Annotated in this window: 13 protein-coding genes and 1 tRNA gene; 7 read left to right on the top strand and 7 right to left on the bottom strand. The window is 59.7% G+C overall.

The genetic code is table 11. The features are described 5' to 3' along the window. Positions 1–165: 165 nt before the first annotated feature. A tRNA-Val gene (locus ACPYOJ_RS09545) sits at positions 166–240 on the bottom strand. An 84-nt stretch (positions 241–324) separates the two neighbouring features. Beyond that, complete coding sequence (cpdR1, locus tag ACPYOJ_RS09550; protein ID WP_007527565.1) at positions 325–687, bottom strand: response regulator CpdR1; 363 nt, start codon at positions 685–687, stop codon at positions 325–327. A 187-nt stretch (positions 688–874) separates the two neighbouring features. On the opposite strand from cpdR1, the gene ACPYOJ_RS09555 reads away from it, so the two are divergent. After that, complete coding sequence (locus ACPYOJ_RS09555; protein ID WP_481416028.1) at positions 875–1,756, top strand: N-formylglutamate amidohydrolase; 882 nt, start codon at positions 875–877, stop codon at positions 1,754–1,756. A 246-nt stretch (positions 1,757–2,002) separates the two neighbouring features. Continuing rightward, positions 2,003–2,773, top strand: a complete 771-nt coding sequence (gene hisN / locus ACPYOJ_RS09560; protein ID WP_481416029.1) for a histidinol-phosphatase — start codon at positions 2,003–2,005, stop codon at positions 2,771–2,773. A gap of 12 nt (positions 2,774–2,785) precedes the next feature. Here the strand turns inward: hisN and ACPYOJ_RS09565 are convergent, their stop codons facing one another. After that, entirely contained in the window at positions 2,786–3,760 is a 975-nt protein-coding gene (locus ACPYOJ_RS09565) for an alpha/beta fold hydrolase (RefSeq protein WP_481416030.1), read from the bottom strand. Between the two features lie 398 nt (positions 3,761–4,158). Here ACPYOJ_RS09565 and ACPYOJ_RS09570 point away from each other — a divergent pair, with 398 nt between their 5' ends. Further along, on the top strand, positions 4,159–4,626 hold the full coding sequence (locus tag ACPYOJ_RS09570; protein ID WP_168831468.1) for an Hsp20 family protein: 468 nt from the start codon (positions 4,159–4,161) through the stop codon (positions 4,624–4,626). 121 nt (positions 4,627–4,747) lie between these two features. On the opposite strand, the gene ACPYOJ_RS09575 is transcribed toward ACPYOJ_RS09570, so the two are convergent. After that, positions 4,748–5,119, bottom strand: coding sequence for an ArsR/SmtB family transcription factor (locus tag ACPYOJ_RS09575; protein WP_481416031.1), 372 nt, complete (start codon positions 5,117–5,119; stop codon positions 4,748–4,750). 106 nt (positions 5,120–5,225) lie between these two features. On the opposite strand from ACPYOJ_RS09575, the gene ACPYOJ_RS09580 reads away from it, so the two are divergent. Next, positions 5,226–6,437 (top strand): MFS transporter, encoded by a 1,212-nt coding sequence (locus ACPYOJ_RS09580; RefSeq protein WP_481416032.1) that lies wholly within the window; start codon positions 5,226–5,228, stop codon positions 6,435–6,437. 31 nt (positions 6,438–6,468) lie between these two features. Here ACPYOJ_RS09580 and ACPYOJ_RS09585 read toward each other — a convergent pair whose 3' ends face one another. Continuing rightward, positions 6,469–7,473, bottom strand: coding sequence for a bile acid:sodium symporter family protein (locus tag ACPYOJ_RS09585; protein WP_481416033.1), 1,005 nt, complete (start codon positions 7,471–7,473; stop codon positions 6,469–6,471). Positions 7,474–7,565: 92 nt separating this feature from the next. Here ACPYOJ_RS09585 and ACPYOJ_RS09590 point away from each other — a divergent pair, with 92 nt between their 5' ends. After that, a complete protein-coding gene (locus ACPYOJ_RS09590) occupies positions 7,566–8,429 on the top strand; it encodes a LysR family transcriptional regulator (protein ID WP_168831471.1) in 864 nt (287 codons plus the stop codon). A gap of 33 nt (positions 8,430–8,462) precedes the next feature. Here the strand turns inward: ACPYOJ_RS09590 and ACPYOJ_RS09595 are convergent, their stop codons facing one another. After that, the gene (locus ACPYOJ_RS09595; protein ID WP_481416034.1) at positions 8,463–8,969 is read right to left on the bottom strand and encodes a BA14K family protein; all 507 of its coding nucleotides are present in this window, start codon (positions 8,967–8,969) and stop codon (positions 8,463–8,465) included. Between the two features lie 422 nt (positions 8,970–9,391). Here ACPYOJ_RS09595 and ACPYOJ_RS09600 point away from each other — a divergent pair, with 422 nt between their 5' ends. Further along, positions 9,392–11,875 (top strand): arylsulfatase, encoded by a 2,484-nt coding sequence (locus ACPYOJ_RS09600; protein WP_481416091.1) that lies wholly within the window; start codon positions 9,392–9,394, stop codon positions 11,873–11,875. Positions 11,876–12,150: 275 nt separating this feature from the next. Here the strand turns inward: ACPYOJ_RS09600 and ACPYOJ_RS09605 are convergent, their stop codons facing one another. Then, positions 12,151–13,203 (bottom strand): threonine aldolase family protein, encoded by a 1,053-nt coding sequence (locus ACPYOJ_RS09605; RefSeq protein ID WP_481416035.1) that lies wholly within the window; start codon positions 13,201–13,203, stop codon positions 12,151–12,153. A 518-nt stretch (positions 13,204–13,721) separates the two neighbouring features. Between ACPYOJ_RS09605 and gltB the strand changes: the two genes are divergently transcribed. After that, positions 13,722–18,443: a glutamate synthase large subunit gene (gene gltB, locus ACPYOJ_RS09610; protein ID WP_481416036.1), complete on the top strand. Its 4,722-nt coding sequence runs from the start codon at positions 13,722–13,724 to the stop codon at positions 18,441–18,443. Positions 18,444–18,591: the final 148 nt, after the last annotated feature.

The raw sequence follows: 18,591 nt of genomic DNA on the forward strand, positions 1-18,591 counted from the left end.
CCCATCCGTGGTCAATGGCCGCCGATCATATCGAGAGCGTGACTACAGCTTGCTCGCACTGCCCGCGCTCCATCATCGTTTTGCCTCAGGTTCGCTGAACCTAAGGGGAAATATGTAAAAGGCTCCCGAAGGAGCCTGAAACATCTTGAATTTCAAGTAATTGGATGGTGGGCGTGACAGGGATTGAACCTGTGACCCCTACGATGTCAACGTAGTGCTCTCCCGCTGAGCTACACGCCCATCCGATGGCGGCGCATAGATCACAAAACCTTGGGAACCGTCAATAGGCTTTTTTGAAGTTTTGTGACGCGCCAACGGAATGCCTTATGCGGCAAGCATTTTGTTCACTTCTTCGACGAGATCGCGAAGGTGGAAGGGCTTGGAAAGCACCTTTGCATCCTTCGGCGCCTTCGAATCAGGGTTCAAGGCGACGGCGGCAAACCCAGTGATGAACATCACTTTGAGGTCCGGATCGAGTTCCGTCGCACGGCGGGCGAGCTCGATGCCGTCCATTTCCGGCATGACGATATCGGTCAGCAGCAGCGAAAAGGGCTCTTCGCGAAGCCTGTCGTAAGCGCTTGCGCCGTTATCGTAGGAAAGAACCTTGTAACCAGCCTTTTCAAGCGCCTTTACGAGGAAGCGGCGCATGTCGTTGTCGTCTTCGGCAAGCAGTATCTTCTGAGTCATTATCCAGACCGATGGTGATAGGTTTTGGTGGGAGGTTCCAGCCATTTACACTAGACTTTGCCCGGTAAACAACCGGTGAATTGGCTAGCCGTGGCTGTCATCCCCTATCCATAGTATGGACTTGAGGTAACGCAACTGGCAACATGGGCGAAGCAGCCGTCCTATCACATGGTTAAGAGGGAAAAAGGTGCCGGAAATCCGCGAATACGAGCTTTTTGAGATCCGTGAGCCCGTGTCGCAGACCATTCCATTCGTTTATAACTCTCCCCATAGTGGCCGTATTTATCCACCGGAATTTATCGCCCAGTCGCGGCTCGAAGGCATTTCCATCCGCCGATCGGAGGATCACTATGTCGACGAGCTGTTTGCAGCAGCCAGTCTGCTCGGCGCGCCTCTGCTTCTCGCCAACTTCCCTCGCGCCTATCTCGATGTAAACCGCGAGCCTTACGAGCTCGATCCGCGCATGTTCGAGGGGCTCCTGCCCCCCTATGCGAACATCAATTCGCTGCGTGTCGCAGGCGGGCTGGGGACGATTCCGCGGATCGTTGCCGAGAACATGGAAATCTATGCACGGCGGCTTAGGGTGGAGGAGGGGCTCGACCGCGTCGAGAGCGTCTACAAGCCTTATCATGCCGCGCTGCGCCGCTTGATCGCGCGTACCCACGTGCAGTTCGGCTTTGGCGTGTTGATAGATTGCCATTCGATGCCGGGCAACGTGCGGGTCGCAGGCAGCAATGCGCGGCCGGACTTCATCATCGGTGACCGGTATGGCACCAGTGCTTCGGCGGAGCTGTCGCGAACGGCGATCAGCATCCTCGAGGAAATGGGCTTTACGGCGATCCGCAACAAACCCTACGCCGGGGGCTTCATTACCGAGCACTACGGCCGTCCCTCGCGGGGTTTACATGCGCTGCAGATCGAAGTGAACCGGGCCATCTACGTCGATGAAGTCACATTGGAAAAGCGCGCCGACTTTCCGCTGATCGTTAAGGCTGTTACCAGTTTCATGCAGCAGATGGCGAGCTATGTGCAGCAGTTCGCGTCCGACACGGCGCTTGCGGCCGAGTGAGCTGCCAAACAGCGGTCAAAAAAGAGCCGCGCTGTGCAGCGCGGCGAGTCTAGGGAGGAAACACCCAAGGAGGGCATTTACAGTCGAGAGACTGCATGAGGAGAGTATTGCTGCGATGCACAATTGTCAATCATTATTTTGCACTGCAAAAAAATCGGGCAGCTATTGGCGCCTTGCTTAGTGCAGTTGCATTCGAAGGCAGTTCCGCTATGAAAAGCGGCACTATCGCCAGAAAACGGATGTTTCATGCTTCCCGACCGCTCGTTCTTCAATCGCTTGGCGGAAGCCGCTAAGGCGGAAACCCTGCCACGGTTCCGCTCCGGCCTTGATGTCACGAACAAGCTTTCAAGCGGCTTCGACCCCGTTACCGAGGGCGATCAGGCGGCGGAAGCCGCAATCCGAAAACTAATCGAAGAGCATTTTCCCGACCATGGCATTCTTGGCGAGGAACACGGCAATATGGGCCTCGATCGCGAATATGTCTGGGTGATCGACCCCATCGATGGAACGCGCGCCTTCATTTCCGGCCTGCCGGTATGGGGAACGTTGATCGGGCTGCAGAAGAACGGCCGGGCGATCATGGGCATGATCGAACAGCCGTTCACCGGTGAACGCTATTTTGCCGATCAAAACGGCTCTATCTACTCGGGGCCGGAGGGCGAACGGCGGTTGAGGACGCGCGATTGCGGCACGCTTTCCAACGCGATCCTTTTCACCACCTCGCCGCATCTCTTTACCGGCGAAGAAATGGACAGGTATCGCAAGGTCGAAAGCCAAGTCCGGCTCTTCCGCTACGGTATTGATTGCTATGCCTATGCACTGCTTGCGGCCGGCCATGTCGATCTCGTGATCGAAAATGGTCTGAAGCCCTACGATGTCGGCGGGATCATTCCGGTGATCGAGAATGCCGGCGGCATCGTCACGACTTGGGACGGCGGACGGCCGGAGAACGGCGGCTCGATCATTGCCGCCGGAAGTCGGGCCGTTTACGAGCAGGCGCTTGCGCTTCTGCGCTAGGCCTCTACCCGCTCAAACACCGATTCCCTCAACTTTTTCAACGGCCTCGGCGTCGCTGCCCGGAATAAAGGCGTTGAGCGCTGCCAGGGCGGCTGCGCGATAGACGTCGCGCTCCTGAAAAATCTCATGCCGGGCGCCGTTGACCGGCACGAGCTGTCCCGCGCGGAAATAACGGGAGAGCCGCTCCTGCGCGATGTAGGGCACGACGCCGTCGCGGGTCGGGGCAATGACGACTGTCGGTATGTTGATCGAGAAAAGGTGGTTCGGCGTCAGGACCTTGTCGATCGTCGTGAAGCATTCACGCAGCCAGCGCGCAGTCGGCGGACCGAGCATCAGTTCCGGATGCTCCTTCATCATCGTGATGTTCCGCTCGAAACGCACCTCGTCGGAGGTAAGCGGATTGTCGCGGAACGGCAGCTCCGGCATTTTGCGGGCCAACGGCAGCGATCCAAGGCCGAGCGAGCAGGCCGTGGCGGCGAGACGGCGAATGGTTGCGGTGGACGCGACCTGGCCGATCAGGCCTAGGAACGGCGCGGACAGCACCATGCGCTCGATGCGTGTTCCAAGATAAGGCGCAGCCGAAAGCGCAATCAGGCCCCCGGTCGAATGGCCGAGCAAATAGAACGGTAGGCGGGTGTCGGGCAGTACCACCTTTTCCAGAAAGGTGTCGAGGTCCCGCTCATAATCGGAAAAGCGTCGCACGTGGCCATGCTGGCGCTTCTTGATGAGCCGCGGCGAGCCGCCCTGGCCGCGAAGATCGAAGGTCGCAACCCAGAGGCCTCTTGCCGTCAGATCGCGGATCGTCTCAAAATACTTCTCTATGTACTCGTTGCGCCCCTGAAGAATGACGACGGTACCCTTCGCGACCGAAGCGTCGGACCGAAACACGGCGTAGCGCAGCTTCCATCCATCGTGCGTCTCGAAGTAGCCCTCGGTGCAGTTTTCCGGGACCGGGTTATCAGGTGTCGAGATGAGGACGCTGTCCATGAGCCTGCTTTCGATGCCGCCTGATCGTAGGCATAATCAACGGCCACTGAAAATCAACTGCTAAGGGACAGTACGGATAAAAAGAGACCGGCGGGGCAATTGAGGAGTACCCGGCGCCGGCCATAAGGCGGACTGAAGAAGAAGGGACGATGCACTTCAGCCATCGGGCCAGTTTTAATACCCGACAATATGGAATTTACAGATGCACTGCTGAACAGACGCCGAACCTTGCGTTCATGCCCCGTTCACCGTGCTTTGAAGAGGACTTGAACTTCGGAAAGACCATCACCATCTCAATTTTGCGGGCGCCAAACGGGTCCGCGGAACCGTCCCGAAGCTGCCGAATATGGGGTTTCAGGGCATATTTATCGCAACACGTCGCTTCCCAGGAGGACACAATGCGTCACGTAGACTTCTCTCCCCTTTATCGTTCCACCGTCGGTTTCGATCGTCTTTTCACGATGCTCGACAGCCTTGCTCAGCCGGATCAGGGGCAGACCTATCCGCCCTACAACATCGAGCGCACCGGCGAAAACACCTACCGCATTACCATGGCCGTTGCTGGTTTCGATGAAAGCGAGATCTCGATCGAAGCTCAGGCTCACGCTCTGACCGTCAAGGGTGAAAAGAGCGAAGAAAATGCGGAAGGCAGCGAATTCCTCTATCGCGGCATCGCCAAGCGCGCCTTCGAGCGCCGCTTCCAGCTTGCCGACCATGTCGAGGTGACGGCCGCTTCGCTGAAGAATGGCCTGCTTCACATCGACCTTCTTCGCAGCATTCCGGAAACCATGAAGCCTCGCAAGATCGCGATTGCTGCAGAGCCGGTAAGCGCGCCGAAGGCTATCGAGGCTCAGGTCGCGAACTAACCGATCCCTCTGAGGACAGGATAAGCAGCGGCGCTCGTTTGAGCGCCGCTTTTTTATTGCCGGGCGGTCAGGCCGGATGGACCGATTCCCTATCCCTTACCCGCCGCCATCTCGGATGCGGCTATTTGACTGGCGCGGCGGGCGTCCATTCCGCCACGAGATCGAGCAGGCCCGGAAAGCGTTCGTTCAGGTCTTCGGCGCGGACGCGGCTGCGACGCTCAAGGCCATATTGCCGCTGGCGGATGAGACCAGCCTCGCGCAGCGCCTTGAAATGGTGTGTCAAAGAGGATTTCGGCCGGTCGAAACCGAACCACCCGCAGGTATGGTCATAGTCTTCCGACTCCAACAGCAGCCTACGAATGATGGTGAGGCGCAGAGGATCGGCGAGCGCCCCCATGACCGTTTCCAATCGCAATTCATCAATTGCGGGTTCCGGCAAGGCCGGGGGCCGGTGGTGCGCGGGATCTTCGATGGCGATGTGCTGTTTGGACATGCAGGCATCTATAGCACCATGTACGACTTTTGTCGAACCGTATTGTACGAATTATCCCGAACTACTATAGTACGAAAAAGATCGTACAGCCGGAGTCGTCTTCATCATGACAGTCCAATCCCAATCAGATGCTGATCCGCGCTATGCAGCAGAGGCGCCGCCATGGCGGATGTGGGCGGCGGCCTGGATCGTAACGGCGGTTTTCATCCTCTCGAACTCTGCGACGCCCCTCTATGTCCATTGGCAGGGTGAGATTGGTTTTTCGTCAGCAACCCTCACTGTTATCTTCGCGGCTTATATCTTCGGCCTACTGCTTGCGTTGCTCGTCGCCGGACAGCTTTCCGACCGGTATGGGCGCAAACCGGTTCTGATCCCGGGTCTCCTCGCCGCGATGGCGGCCTGTCTCCTGTTTGCCGCGGCCGAATCCGTGGCAATGCTGGTGATCGCACGTCTGTTGTCAGGCATTGCCGTTGGCGTGATTGTGTCGGCCGGGATGGCGTCGGTCGTCGATTTGGGTGGTCCGGAGCGCCGAAAAACCGCATCTCTTGCGGCGTCCGTGGCAATGGTTCTGGGGGCGGGCCTAGGCCCGCTGCTCGCCGGTGCCTCGGCACAGGTGCTTTCGCAGCCCGTATTGCCGATTTTTGCGGCGGAGTTCCTGATACTCGTCAGCGCGTTCATCGCGATCGCAATCCTGCCGCTGAAGCGTTCAGCGCCGAGTGACGGCTGGCGGCTGCGTCTGCCTGGCGTGCCACAGCCAAACCGCAAGCACCTTGCCTTCGGAATAGCAGTGTTCGGTCCCGGTATTACGGCAACATCCTTTGTGTTGTCGCTCGGTCCGTCGCTCCTTTCGCGGCTTCTCGATGTCACCAGCCCGCTTGTTGCCGGAGGCATGGCCTGCGCCATGTTCCTGACGGCGACAGGCGTTCAGTTCGCCGTCCGCCGTCTCCCGGTCAGGACGATCTTCATGATCGGGTCGGCGGCGAGCGTCGTGTCCATGTTGGGCATTGTGGTTGCAGTGAACGGCTCGATCGCGACTGTATTGGTCGCCGCCGCGCTACTGGCGGGTGCCGGGCAGGGCCTCGGACAATTGGGCGGGCTGACGCTGATCGGCCTGCATGTACCGGCTCATCGTCGCGCCGAGGCCAATGCGGTTCTCAATTTCGGCGGGTACATCCCGGCCGGATTGCTGCCCGTCGCGACAGGCTATCTCATCGATCTGACAGGCTTTGCTGCGGGCGCCACGGCGTTCGCCATCCTTCTTGCTACAGTTGCGATCGGCGGCGCGGCGTTTGTCGCCGCCCGCTTGACGAAGGAGTAGGGAGCTTGGCGCACTGTTCGCTGGAGGTTGCCTACGCGGCTTTGGTTGCCGCGGCGACCTTCTCTTCGGTTATCCTTCGTGCTGCCGCGGCCGCGTACTTCTGGGCGATCACGGCGCCGACCATCAACTGGATCTGGTGGAAGAGCATCAGCGGCAGAACGATGGCGCCGATCGACTGGCCGGCGAAAATGACGCTTGCCATCGGTACACCGCTTGCCAGGCTCTTTTTCGAGCCGCAGAAAGTGATGGTGATCTCGTCGGCCTTGTTGAAGCCGAGAAGGCGGCTGCCGTGCATGGTGAAGGCGAGCACGAAAGCGAGCAGCAGCGTGTCGAGAACAATGACGACGGCGATGTCTCGCGGCGAAAAGGTGTGCCACAGACCCTCGACGACTGCCGTGCTGAAGGCCAGGTAAACGACCATCAGGATCGAGCCGCGATCGACGGGCATCAGGATTTTCTTCTTCGAACGGATCCAGCCGCCGATCCAAGGCTCCAGAACCTGGCCGACGATGAATGGGGCGAGGAGCTGCAATAGGATCTGTTCCAGGGCGTCCCAGGAAAAGCCGCCATGGCCGCCGACCGAAAAGAGCAGGCCGACGAGCAGCGGCGTGAGGAACATGCCGAAGATGTTCGAAGCCGATGCGGAGCAGATCGCCGCGGGCACGTTGCCGCCTGCCATCGAGGTAAAGGCGATCGAAGACTGAACCGTGGACGGCAGCACGCAAAGAAACAGAATGCCGAGGTAAAGCGGCTTCGGCAGGATTGACTCCGGAATGAAGCCGAGCGCCATGCCGAGCAGCGGGAACACGGCGAATGTCGTCAGAAGAATGACGATGTGCAGCCGCCAGTGCAGGAGGCCTGCGATGACGACCTCGCGGGAAAGGCGCGCGCCATGCAGAAAGAAGAGCAGCGCGATGGCCAGCGTCGTGGCGTCGCCGAAGTAGTTGGCAAAGGTGCCGCTTGCCGGAAGGAGCGAGGCAAGGATGACGGTGCAAACGAGCAGGATTGTAAATGTATCGGGCAAAAAGCGGCGCATGAAGTTATCTCGGGACTCCAGAAGTTCATTGCCTTGTCTCAAATTATGATTCAGGATGCAAGGAATAACAGTTATCGTGAATCGAGATTGTCATGCTTGATCTTACGCAGCTGCGCAGCTTTGTTGCCGTCGAACAGATGGGCAGCTTCACGCTCGCGGCCGAGCGCCTCGGCCTCGGGCAATCGACAGTCAGCCAGCATATCCAGCGGCTTGAGACCGCGCTCGGTCGCAAGCTCCTGGCGCGCGACACTCATAGGGTCGTTCTCACGGCAGATGGCGAAGCCTTGCTCTCACACGCCCGAACGATGCTTTCCATCGAAGGCGAGGTGCAGGCGCTGTTCAAGAGCACTCGTCTGCGCGGCCGGCTTCGCCTCGGCGTCTCGGAAGATTTTGTAACGAGCCAGCTGTCGGCGGTCCTGGAGGACTTCGTGCGGTCGCATCCGTCGGTGGACCTCGAGCTTACGGTGGCATTGTCGGGCGCGCTTTATGAGATGCAGGACAACGGCGAGATCGATCTGGTGCTCGCGAAACGCCGCCTCGGCGATGCGCGCGGTCGGCTTATCTATCGCGAGCCGTTGGTCTGGCTGGCGCGCGATCCCGAATATGTGTTGGCACAGACGCCTCTGCCGCTCATCGCCTTTCCGGCGCCCAGCGTCACACGGAGCATTGCCCTGGAAGCCCTCAGCCAGAAGCAGGTGCCTTGGCGGATCGTCTGTACCTGTGGCAGCCTGAGCGGCCTGACGGCGGCCGCACGGGCCGGAATGGGCCTACTGGTGCAGCCACGCAGCATGGCCCCATCGGGATTGAAAGAAATCAGCACGGCGAGGCTGCCGGCACTGGAAGATGTGGAATTCGTGCTGGTGCCGCGCAAGGGCGCCGATCAGGCGCTTGTCGCGGCGCTGTCGGACGACATCCTCGGCAAGGTGCGGCGGTTGCGATCGACTCCACAGGAATAAAAACCCGCCGGGTGGCGGGTTTGTTTCTGCTGATTAGAAAGGCGAAATACACTGCCGGCGCGGGCCATAGTACGGCTGGAACGTGTTGTCCCAGGCCCTATAGGAGCGATATCGGCTGTAGCACCAGCTTGTATGAGAATTCCCGCCATACGCAGAGGACGGTGGGCCATAGTAGGGGGCAGAATAGTAGGGCTGAGCTAACGCCCCACCGACGATCGCACCCAGCGCCAGTCCGCCGATGATCGCCGCCGCGTCGTTATCGTCATTATGATGATGGTACCGGTGCCCATAATAGTTGTTATAGCGGTAGCCACGATACCCACGGTTACTGCCATAATATGAGCCGCGATTGCCGCGCCAGCTCTTAAGATAGCGGCGCCTAGCGAAGTTGCTCCATCCGCTCCAATCGCCATCCCGAACCTGCTCTATGTTCGATACGACTTTCGGCTTGGTGAGGTTGATCGCAGGAAATGCCTCCGCAGGCAGTACGCTGGTCAAGGCAGTCACAGCTGAGATGAACACGACAGCTAACTTTTTCATCGCTTTTCGCCTTTCTAGTTATCAATGAAATTGTTCCCGAAAAGTTCCCGCTAGTGAAGAATTTTAAAGGAACTGAGGCAGCAATAGGTGCCACTACTGACCCATTTGGTCCGAGGGAGCCGCTTACAAGCACTCCACAAACAGTCAGCGGCGCTTTTTATTAGAATTACCTAATTTAACCATTCGGACGGTGATGTAGACTTGCGCCGCCAATTTGCGAACTAGGGGAGCCCCGTAGACCGTTCGGGAATCTGTGCGCGCAAGCGCGTCCAGATATCGCCTCGATATATGCAGTCATTGAGCAAAACTCCTGAACCGGCGTCGCGGATACCTCTCAAGAGGGGAGATCAACAATGTGCCCGAAGCTGTATAGGCGTCTCGCGTGTGCGCTTGGCCTAACGACAGTAACCGCATTGGGCGGCATGGCGAATGCCGCAGAGGCGCAAATTTCCGGCACGCTCGGCTCACCGGGCGCCACGACCGCGATCGACGGAAAACAACTGCCAGCGCCAGATCCGAAATTCGGCGGCGTGATCACGGATGATGCCTTGCAGTCAAAGCCATGGTGGGCGCCGCGTATCGTGCCTCCGAAGGGGGCGCCCAACATCTTGCTGATCATCACGGATGATGCGGGATTTGGTGTGCCGAGCACCTTTGGTGGCGTGATTCCGACACCTACCATGGATCGCATCGCCAACGACGGGCTGCGCTATAACAACATTCACTCCACCGCACTGTGCTCGCCGACGCGGGCCGCCCTGATTACCGGGCGCAACCACCATTCGGTCGGCTTCGGCGTAATCTCCGAGCAATCCACGGGTTTCCCGGGCTATAACAGCATCATCCCCGAGGACAAAGCGACCATCGGCCGGATCCTCCGCGACAACGGCTACGCCACTTCCTGGTTCGGCAAGGACCACAATACTCCGGCCTTCGCCGCCAGCTCGATCGGCCCCTTCGATAAGTGGCCGACCGGCATGGGCTTCGAATATTTCTACGGCTTCGTCGGTGGCGACGCCAACCAGTGGCAGCCAAACCTGTTCCGCAACACCACCCAGATCTACCCCTTCGAGGGCAAGCCGGGATGGAACCTGGTTACGGGAATGGCGGATGACGCGATTGACTACCTAAGCCGCTTAAACCAGACGTCGCCCGACAAACCTTTCTTCGTGAAGTACGCGCCGGGCGCGACGCACGCACCGCATCACCCGACAAAGGAGTGGGTGGACAAGATCAGCAGCATGCATCTCTTCGACCAGGGCTGGAACAAGCTGCGCGAGCAGATCTTCGAGAACCAGAAGAGGCTGGGGGTAATCCCCCAGGATACGAAGCTGGAGGCTTGGCCAACGCAGATCATCAAGAACTGGGATGACCTGACGCCGCAGGACCAGAAGCTCTTCATCAGACAGGCCGACGTTTTCGCAGCCTATGTCGCCTACAGCGATCACGAAATCGGGCGTGTCATCCAGACCATCGACGACATGGGCAAGCTCGACAATACGCTCGTCATCTATATCAACGGCGACAACGGCACGAGTGCGGAGGGTGGTCCCCTCGGCACACCCAACGAGGTCGCGTTCTTCAACGGCATCAACGAGATGCCAACAGACGTCCAGATGAAGTGGTACGATGTCTGGGGCACCGAACAGACCTACAACCACATGTCCGCGGGTTGGTCCTGGGCTTTCGATACGCCCTTCACATGGTTCAAACAGAACGCCTCCAGGCTCGGCGGCATCGGGCAGAACATGGCGGTCTCCTGGCCGGCGCGCATCAGCAACAAGGGCGGGCTGCGTCAGCAGTTCACGCACGTCATCGACGTGGTGCCGACGATCCTCGAAGTAACGGGGATACCCGCCCCAGAAATGGTCGACGGGATCAAGCAAGCGCCGATCGAGGGCACCAGCTTCGCCTATACATTCGATGAGAAAAACGCCAAGGCGCCGTCACGGCACAAGACCCAGTATTTCGAAATGATGGGCCAGTGGGCGCTCTACAATGATGGCTGGTTGCTCAGCACGAAGGTGAACCGCGCGCCGTGGGAAGCCTTCGGCGCCGCCAATCCCGACCCGCTGAACAACCAGGTGCTGGAACTTTACGATCTGAGCAAGGACTTCAGCCAGTCGCAGAACCTTGCCGACCAGAATCCCGACAAGGTCAAGGAACTTAAGGAACTGTTCATCGCGGAGGCGAGGAAGCATCAGGTCTTCCCCATGGATGCCTCGGTGGCAGCCCGCATCGTCGCGCCGCGCCCGAACATCACCGCCGGGCGGATGGAGTTCACCTACACCGTCCCGATGGTCGGCCTGCCGCAAGGCGACTCTCCCTCCATCCTCAATAGCTCGTACGCCATCACCGCGGACATCGATGTGCCCCAAGGCGGCGCGGAGGGCATGATCCTGACCTCGGGCGGGCGCTTCGCCGGTTACGGCTTCTACCTGTTGAAGGGCAAGCCGGTCTTCCTTTGGAACCTGGTCGACCTCAAGCGCGTCAAGTGGGAAGGCCCGGACGCGCTGACGCCCGGCCGGCATACCATAGAATTCGATTTCAAGTATGACGGCCTTGGAACCGGGACGCTTGCGTACAACAATATGAGCGGCCTCGGCCGACCTGGAACCGGCACCCTCAAGGTGGATGGCAAAGTCGTGGCCACCCAGGAAATGCAGCGCACACTGCCCATGATTCTGCAGTGGGATGAGAGTTTCGACATCGGCTCCGACACGCTGACCGGCGTCAACGACGCCGATTACCAACCGCCGTTTGCATTGACGGCCAAGCTCAACAAGCTCACGCTCAAGGTAGACCGACCGACACTTTCCGAGGAGGACATCAAGAAACTGCAGGCTTCAGAAGCTATCGCTGTGGACGGCAAACCGATCCATCACATGCAGGCTGGACCGCAGTAGTCGCTGTTAGAGGTTAACCGGCCGCTTGCGGTTTTAAGCCCCTCTCAACCCTGTCACTTAGCTGTTTGGTTAGATTCCGGCTCGTACATTAGAAGCTTGCAATGGTCGTCGCTCGGGGCGAGGGAGGACGGACCGATGATGTATGGAGCACTATTCATTTCAGGCCTGGTGGCCTGTGTAATGGTGATCGTTTTGATCGGGCACGAAGCGGAAAAGGCGGATCACGGTGCGCCGCAATCCGCCATGTATGGTCATCAAAACTAGCCTTGCCGGCTTTATGCCGCCAGGCATTTCAGGAAGCCGTCGACGTCGGCTTCTGTCGTGGCGAAGCTGGTGACGAGGCGGACCAGCGTCTCATTATTGCCGACGAGTTCCGGAGTTGCAGCCGGGACTGGCCATTCGTAGAACTTCGCGCCCTTTTCCTCGGCGGTTTTGGCCGCACTCCTGCTAATAACAGCAAAGACCTCGTTGGAAGCGGTCGGCCAGGCAAGCCGGGCAGAATTGCTGGCGCCGATGCCGGAACGAAGCCTGTCGGCCATGCCGTTCGAGTGGCGGGCTAGATCGAGCCAGAGATTGTTCTCGAAATAGGCGTCGAACTGGGCGGCGATGAAGCGTGACTTGGAGAAGAGCTGTGCGGCGCGTTTGCGGATGAAGGGCATTTCCTTCGCCTGCTCCGGGTTAAAGAAGACGATCGCCTCCGCGCACCAGCAGCCGTTCTTTGTGCCGCCGAAGGAAAGCATGTCTACGCCGCGTTTCCATGTCATCTCGGCGGGCGTTGCGCCAAGTGCAACGAGCGCATTGGCGAAGCGCGCGCCGTCCATATGGAGCGGCAGACTGCGCTTCTTTGCGATGGCGGAAATCTCTCCGATTTCAGGTAGAGAGTAGACCGTACCGATTTCGGTCGCCTGGGTGATGGTTACCGCGCTGGCGCGGCCATGGTGCACGGCATTTTCAGGGAAACTTGCGATTCTTGCCGAGAGTTTTGCCGGATCGATTTTGCCGAACTCTCCCGGCACCGCAACCAGGCGGGCCGAGTCGGAGAAAAATTCCGGTGCTCCGCATTCGTCCTCGATGACGTGGGCTTCCGAGTGGCAGAACGTGATTCCACCGGGGCGCTGGACGCTCGCCAGGGAAAGAGAATTTGCAGCCGTGCCGGTTGCGACAAAAAAGACCGCGACGTCACGCTCGAAGACTTCGGAAAAGCGACTCTCGACCTTTTTATCGAGATCGCTGGTTCCGTATGCCGAAGCGAAACCGGCGGAAGCGGTGAGTAGACGTTTGGAAATGGATTCATGGGCGCCAGCCCAGTTATCAGAAGCAAAAAACATGGAAAACCGTGGGGAAAAGATGGGATAAGGGCACGTTCGGCAAAGGACATTACGCCAAAGCTTCACGCGATCAAGCATCTGCCTCGCAATGCATCACAAAAATTGAATTCCGCAATCAATAAACAAAATGCGGCGATGCGCGGTAATTTTATTTCGCGATTCTGCGGTGCCCGGCAATCTTCCGTCGCAAATTGACGATTTTTTAATCGAACGCTCTTGCGAAGTGGACAGGTTTCTGGCATAGAACTGATGAAATAGGACAGGGTTGCTGTCCTATTTTGCCTTTACGGCCGAAGAGGCGCCGAAACCCCTGACCTTCGTGGGGTTTCACGCTATAGTCCACCCGAGCGCAGCCTTGGCAGCGCAAGGCGACTGGCAGGCGCGGAGCGACAGATCGCTTTTGAGCGGACTTACGCGACCGGATCTTCACAATGCAACAGCGCTGTCGCGTGCCGAACCAGACAGGGACGGTGCACGACGAAAAGCCGCCCGATCGCGGGCTCTGACAGGAGGGAAAGATGACGAAGACGCCATCCACGGGTTTTGACCGGTTCGCAGCGGCAGACGTGCGCGCAACGGCCAATATGCGTAAACCCGCCTCCGGCCTGCCGCGAAAACAAGGGCTCTACGACCCGCGCAACGAGCACGATGCCTGCGGTGTCGGCTTCGTCGCGCATATGAAGGGTCAGAAGTCGCACCAGATCGTCAAGGACGGTCTCTTCATTCTCGAAAACCTGACCCATCGCGGTGCCGTCGGCGCTGATCCGTTGATGGGTGACGGCGCGGGCATTCTCGTGCAGATCCCCGACCGCTTCTTCCGCGAGGAAATGGCGAAGCAGGGTGTCATCCTGCCGAAGGTGGGCGAATATGGCATGGGCCATATCTTCATGCCGCGAGACGAGCAGCAGATCGAACACTTCAAGAAGGTGATCAAGGACGTCATCGCCGAGGAAGGCCAGGTTTTCCTCGGATTCCGCGACGTTCCGGTCGACAACTCGTCGCTCTCCAAGGCGCCTGAGATCGCCGCAACCGAGCCGCATCATGTGCAGGTCTTCATCGGCGCCGGCAAGGATGCTGCAACGAACGACGAGTTCGAGCGCCGTCTCTTCACGTTGCGCAAGGTAATCTCCAACCGCATCTACGACGAATTCGACGGCGAGGAGAGCAACTTCTACCCGGTGTCGCTGTCGTCGGCGACGGTCGTCTATAAGGGCATGTTCCTGGCTTACCAGGTCGGCGCCTACTACAAGGACCTGTCGGACCCGCGCTTCGAAAGCGCGGTGGCGCTCGTGCACCAGCGCTTCTCCACCAACACTTTCCCGTCGTGGAAGTTGGCTCACCCGTACCGCATGGTCGCCCATAATGGCGAAATCAACACGCTGCGCGGCAACGTCAACTGGATGGCGGCGCGCCAGGCATCCGTGTCCTCGCCGCTCTTCGGCGACGATATCTCCAAGCTGTGGCCGATCTCCTATGAGGGGCAGTCGGACACCGCCTGCTTCGACAACGCGCTCGAATTCCTGCAGCGCGGCGGTTATTCGCTCGCCCATGCGGTGATGATGTTGATCCCGGAAGCCTGGGCTGGCAACCAGTCGATGGCGGCCGAGCGCAAGGCATTCTACGAATACCACGCCGCGCTCATGGAGCCGTGGGATGGTCCGGCCGCCGTTGCGTTCACCGACGGAAAACAGATCGGCGCTACGCTTGACCGTAACGGCCTGCGACCCGCCCGTTATCTCGTCACCAACGACGATCGCGTCATCCTCGCCTCGGAAGCCGGTACGCTGCCGGTCGCGGAGGAAAACATCATCCAGAAGTGGCGCCTGCAGCCCGGCAAGATGCTGCTGATCGACATTGAGGAAGGCCGCATCATCTCGGATGACGAGGTGAAGTCGCAGCTCGCGACCAAGCATCCGTACCGCAGCTGGCTCGACCGCACGCAGCTCATTCTTGAGGACCTGAAGCCCGTCGAGCCGCGGGCGTTGCGCCGTGACGTTTCGCTGCTCAACCGCCAGCAGGCCTTCGGCTACACGACGGAAGACACCAAGATCCTGATGTCGCCGATGGCGACGACGGGTCAGGAGGCGATCGGCTCGATGGGTACGGATACGCCGATCTCGGCCATGTCCGACAAGTCGAAGCTGCTCTACACCTATTTCAAGCAGAACTTCGCGCAGGTGACGAACCCGCCGATCGATCCGATCCGCGAGGAGCTTGTCATGAGCCTCGTCTCGTTCATCGGGCCGCGGCCGAACATTCTCGACCATACGGGCATGGCAAACGCCAAGCGCCTCGAAGTGCGCCAGCCGATCCTGACGAACGGCGATCTGGAAAAGATCCGCTCCATCGGGCACACGGAAGACCGCTTCGACACCAAGACGCTCGACTTTACCTATGATGTCGAACGCGGCGCCGAAGGCATGCCTGAGATGCTCGACCGTCTGTGCGAGCGCGCCGAAGCGGCCGTCAAGGGCGGCTACAACATCATCGTGCTCTCCGACCGTCAGGTCGGCCCGGATCGGATCGCGATCCCGGCCCTGCTCGCAACGGCTGCCGTGCACCATCACCTGATCCGCAAGGGGCTTCGTACCTCGGTCGGCCTTGTTGTCGAAACCGGCGAGCCGCGCGAAGTGCACCATTTCTGCCTGCTCGCAGGCTATGGTGCGGAAGCGATCAACCCGTATCTCGCCTTCGACACGCTGCTCGACATGCATGCGAAGGGCGAATTCCCCAAGGAGGTGGACGCCAGCGAAATCGTCTACCGATACATCAAGGCGGTCGGCAAAGGCATCCTCAAGGTCATGTCCAAAATGGGCATTTCGACCTACCAGTCCTATTGCGGCGCGCAGATCTTCGATGCAATCGGCCTGCAGTCGGAATTCGTCAGCAAGTATTTCTTCGGCACGGCAACGATGATCGAAGGTGTCGGTCTCGAAGAAATCGCTGCCGAAACCGTTGCTCGCCACAACGCGGCCTTCGGTCGTGATCCGCTCCTGGCGAGCACGCTCGATATCGGCGGCGAATATGCCTACCGCATGCGCGGCGAGAGCCACGCATGGACGCCGGATGCGGTCGCCGCCCTCCAGCATGCTGTCCGCGGCAATGCCGAGGATCGCTACCGCGAATTCTCTGAAATGGTGAACACCTCGGCGCTGCGCATGAACACCATTCGCGGCCTGTTCAAGGTCAAGAGCGCTGAACAGCTCGGACGCAAGCCCGTCTCGGTCGATGAGGTCGAGCCGGCCGCCGACATCGTCAAGCGCTTCTCGACGGGTGCGATGTCCTTCGGCTCGATCAGCCGTGAGGCGCATACGACGCTCGCGATCGCCATGAACAAGATCGGCGGCAAGTCGAACACCGGCGAGGGCGGCGAAGAATCCGACCGCTATATGCCGCTCTCCGACGGCTCGATGAACCCGGAACGCTCGGCAATCAAGCAGATCGCGTCGGGGCGCTTCGGTGTCACGACCGAATATCTGGTCAACGCGGACGTATTGCAGATCAAGGTGGCGCAGGGTGCCAAGCCCGGCGAGGGCGGCCAGCTGCCCGGCCACAAGGTCGATGCCACGGTCGCCAAGACCCGCCACTCGACACCGGGTGTCGGCCTGATTTCGCCGCCGCCGCATCACGACATCTATTCGATCGAGGATCTCGCGCAGCTGATCTACGACTTGAAGAACGTCAACCCGACGTCGGATGTCTCGGTCAAGCTCGTCTCGGAAGTCGGCGTCGGCACGGTTGCCGCCGGCGTCGCCAAGGCGCGCGCGGACCACATAACCGTCGCAGGCTTCGACGGCGGCACGGGTGCCTCGCCGCTCACCTCTCTGAAGCATGCGGGTTCGCCCTGGGAAATCGGCCTTGCCGAAACCCAGCAGACGCTGGTGCTGAACGGCCTCCGCTCGCGCATTGCCCTGCAGGTCGACGGTGGCCTGAAGACCGGCCGCGACGTCATTATCGGTGCGCTGCTCGGCGCCGACGAGTTCGGCTTTGCGACCGCGCCGCTGATCGCCGCCGGCTGCATCATGATGCGCAAGTGCCACCTCAACACCTGTCCGGTAGGGGTTGCGACGCAGGATCCGGTTCTGCGCAAGCGCTTCAGGGGAACGCCCGAGCACGTCATCAACTACTTCTTCTTCGTCGCCAACGAAGTGCGCGAGATCCTAGCCTCGCTCGGCTTCACCAAGCTCGATGACATCATCGGTGCCTCGGAACTGCTCGAAAAGGACGAGATGCTGGCGCATTGGAAAGCCAAGGGCCTCGACTTCAGCCGCATCTTCCACAAGGTCGATGCCGCCAAGGAAGAGACTTTCTGGACGACCCGCCAGAAGCACCCGATCGACGACATTCTCGACCGCAAGCTGATCGAGAAGGCCGAGCCCGCTCTCTCCTCAAAGACGCCGGTTGCCTTCGAGGTCGATATCAAGAACGTCGATCGTTCGGCGGGCGCGATGCTGTCCGGTGAAGTTGCCAAGCGCTATAACCACCGCGGGCTGAAAGACGATACGATCAAGGTGACGCTCAAGGGTACCGCCGGTCAGTCGTTCGGCGCGTTCCTAGCGCGTGGCATCACCTTCAACCTCATCGGCGACGGAAACGACTATGTCGGCAAGGGGCTTTCGGGTGGCAAGATCATCGTCCGTCCTCCCGAGAACTCGAAGATCGTTGCGGAAGAGTCGATCATCGTCGGCAACACCGTGCTCTACGGTGCGACCGAGGGCGAATGCTACTTCCGCGGTGTTGCGGGCGAACGCTTCGCGGTGCGTAACTCCGGCGCGATCGCTGTCGTCGAAGGCGTGGGAGATCACGGCTGCGAATACATGACGGGTGGCGTCGTCGTCGTGCTCGGCGGAACGGGCCGCAACTTCGCGGCAGGTATGTCCGGCGGCGTGGCCTATGTTCTCGACGAGCAGGGTGACTTCGCGAAACGCTGCAACATGGCCATGGTCGAGCTCGAGCCGGTTCCGGAAGAGGACGACATGCTGGAGAAGCTGCATCATCACGGCGGCGACCTGATGCACAAGGGGCGCGTCGACGTCTCCGGTGACATGACGCGTCATGACGAGGAGCGCCTCTATCAGTTGATCTCCAACCATCTGCATTACACTGGTTCCACCCGCGCCAAGCAGATACTGGACAACTGGGCCGACTACCGCCCGAAATTCCGCAAGGTCATGCCGGTCGAGTACCGCCGTGCACTCGAGGAAATGGAGCGGAGCCGCATGGGAATTGCGGCCGAATAATTGCGCTGATGATCCGCGGCGCCGGCACAGACCGGCGCGGCGGATGACCAAAATATCTCAATGGCCCACAGATCGGCAGCAGCCTCAGGCAGCGCAGACGCGTGGAAAGCACTCAAGGGATATCTTTGATGACGGTCGAAAGAAGCAA

This window comes from Rhizobium sp. SVR5-9E, assembly GCF_056755095.1.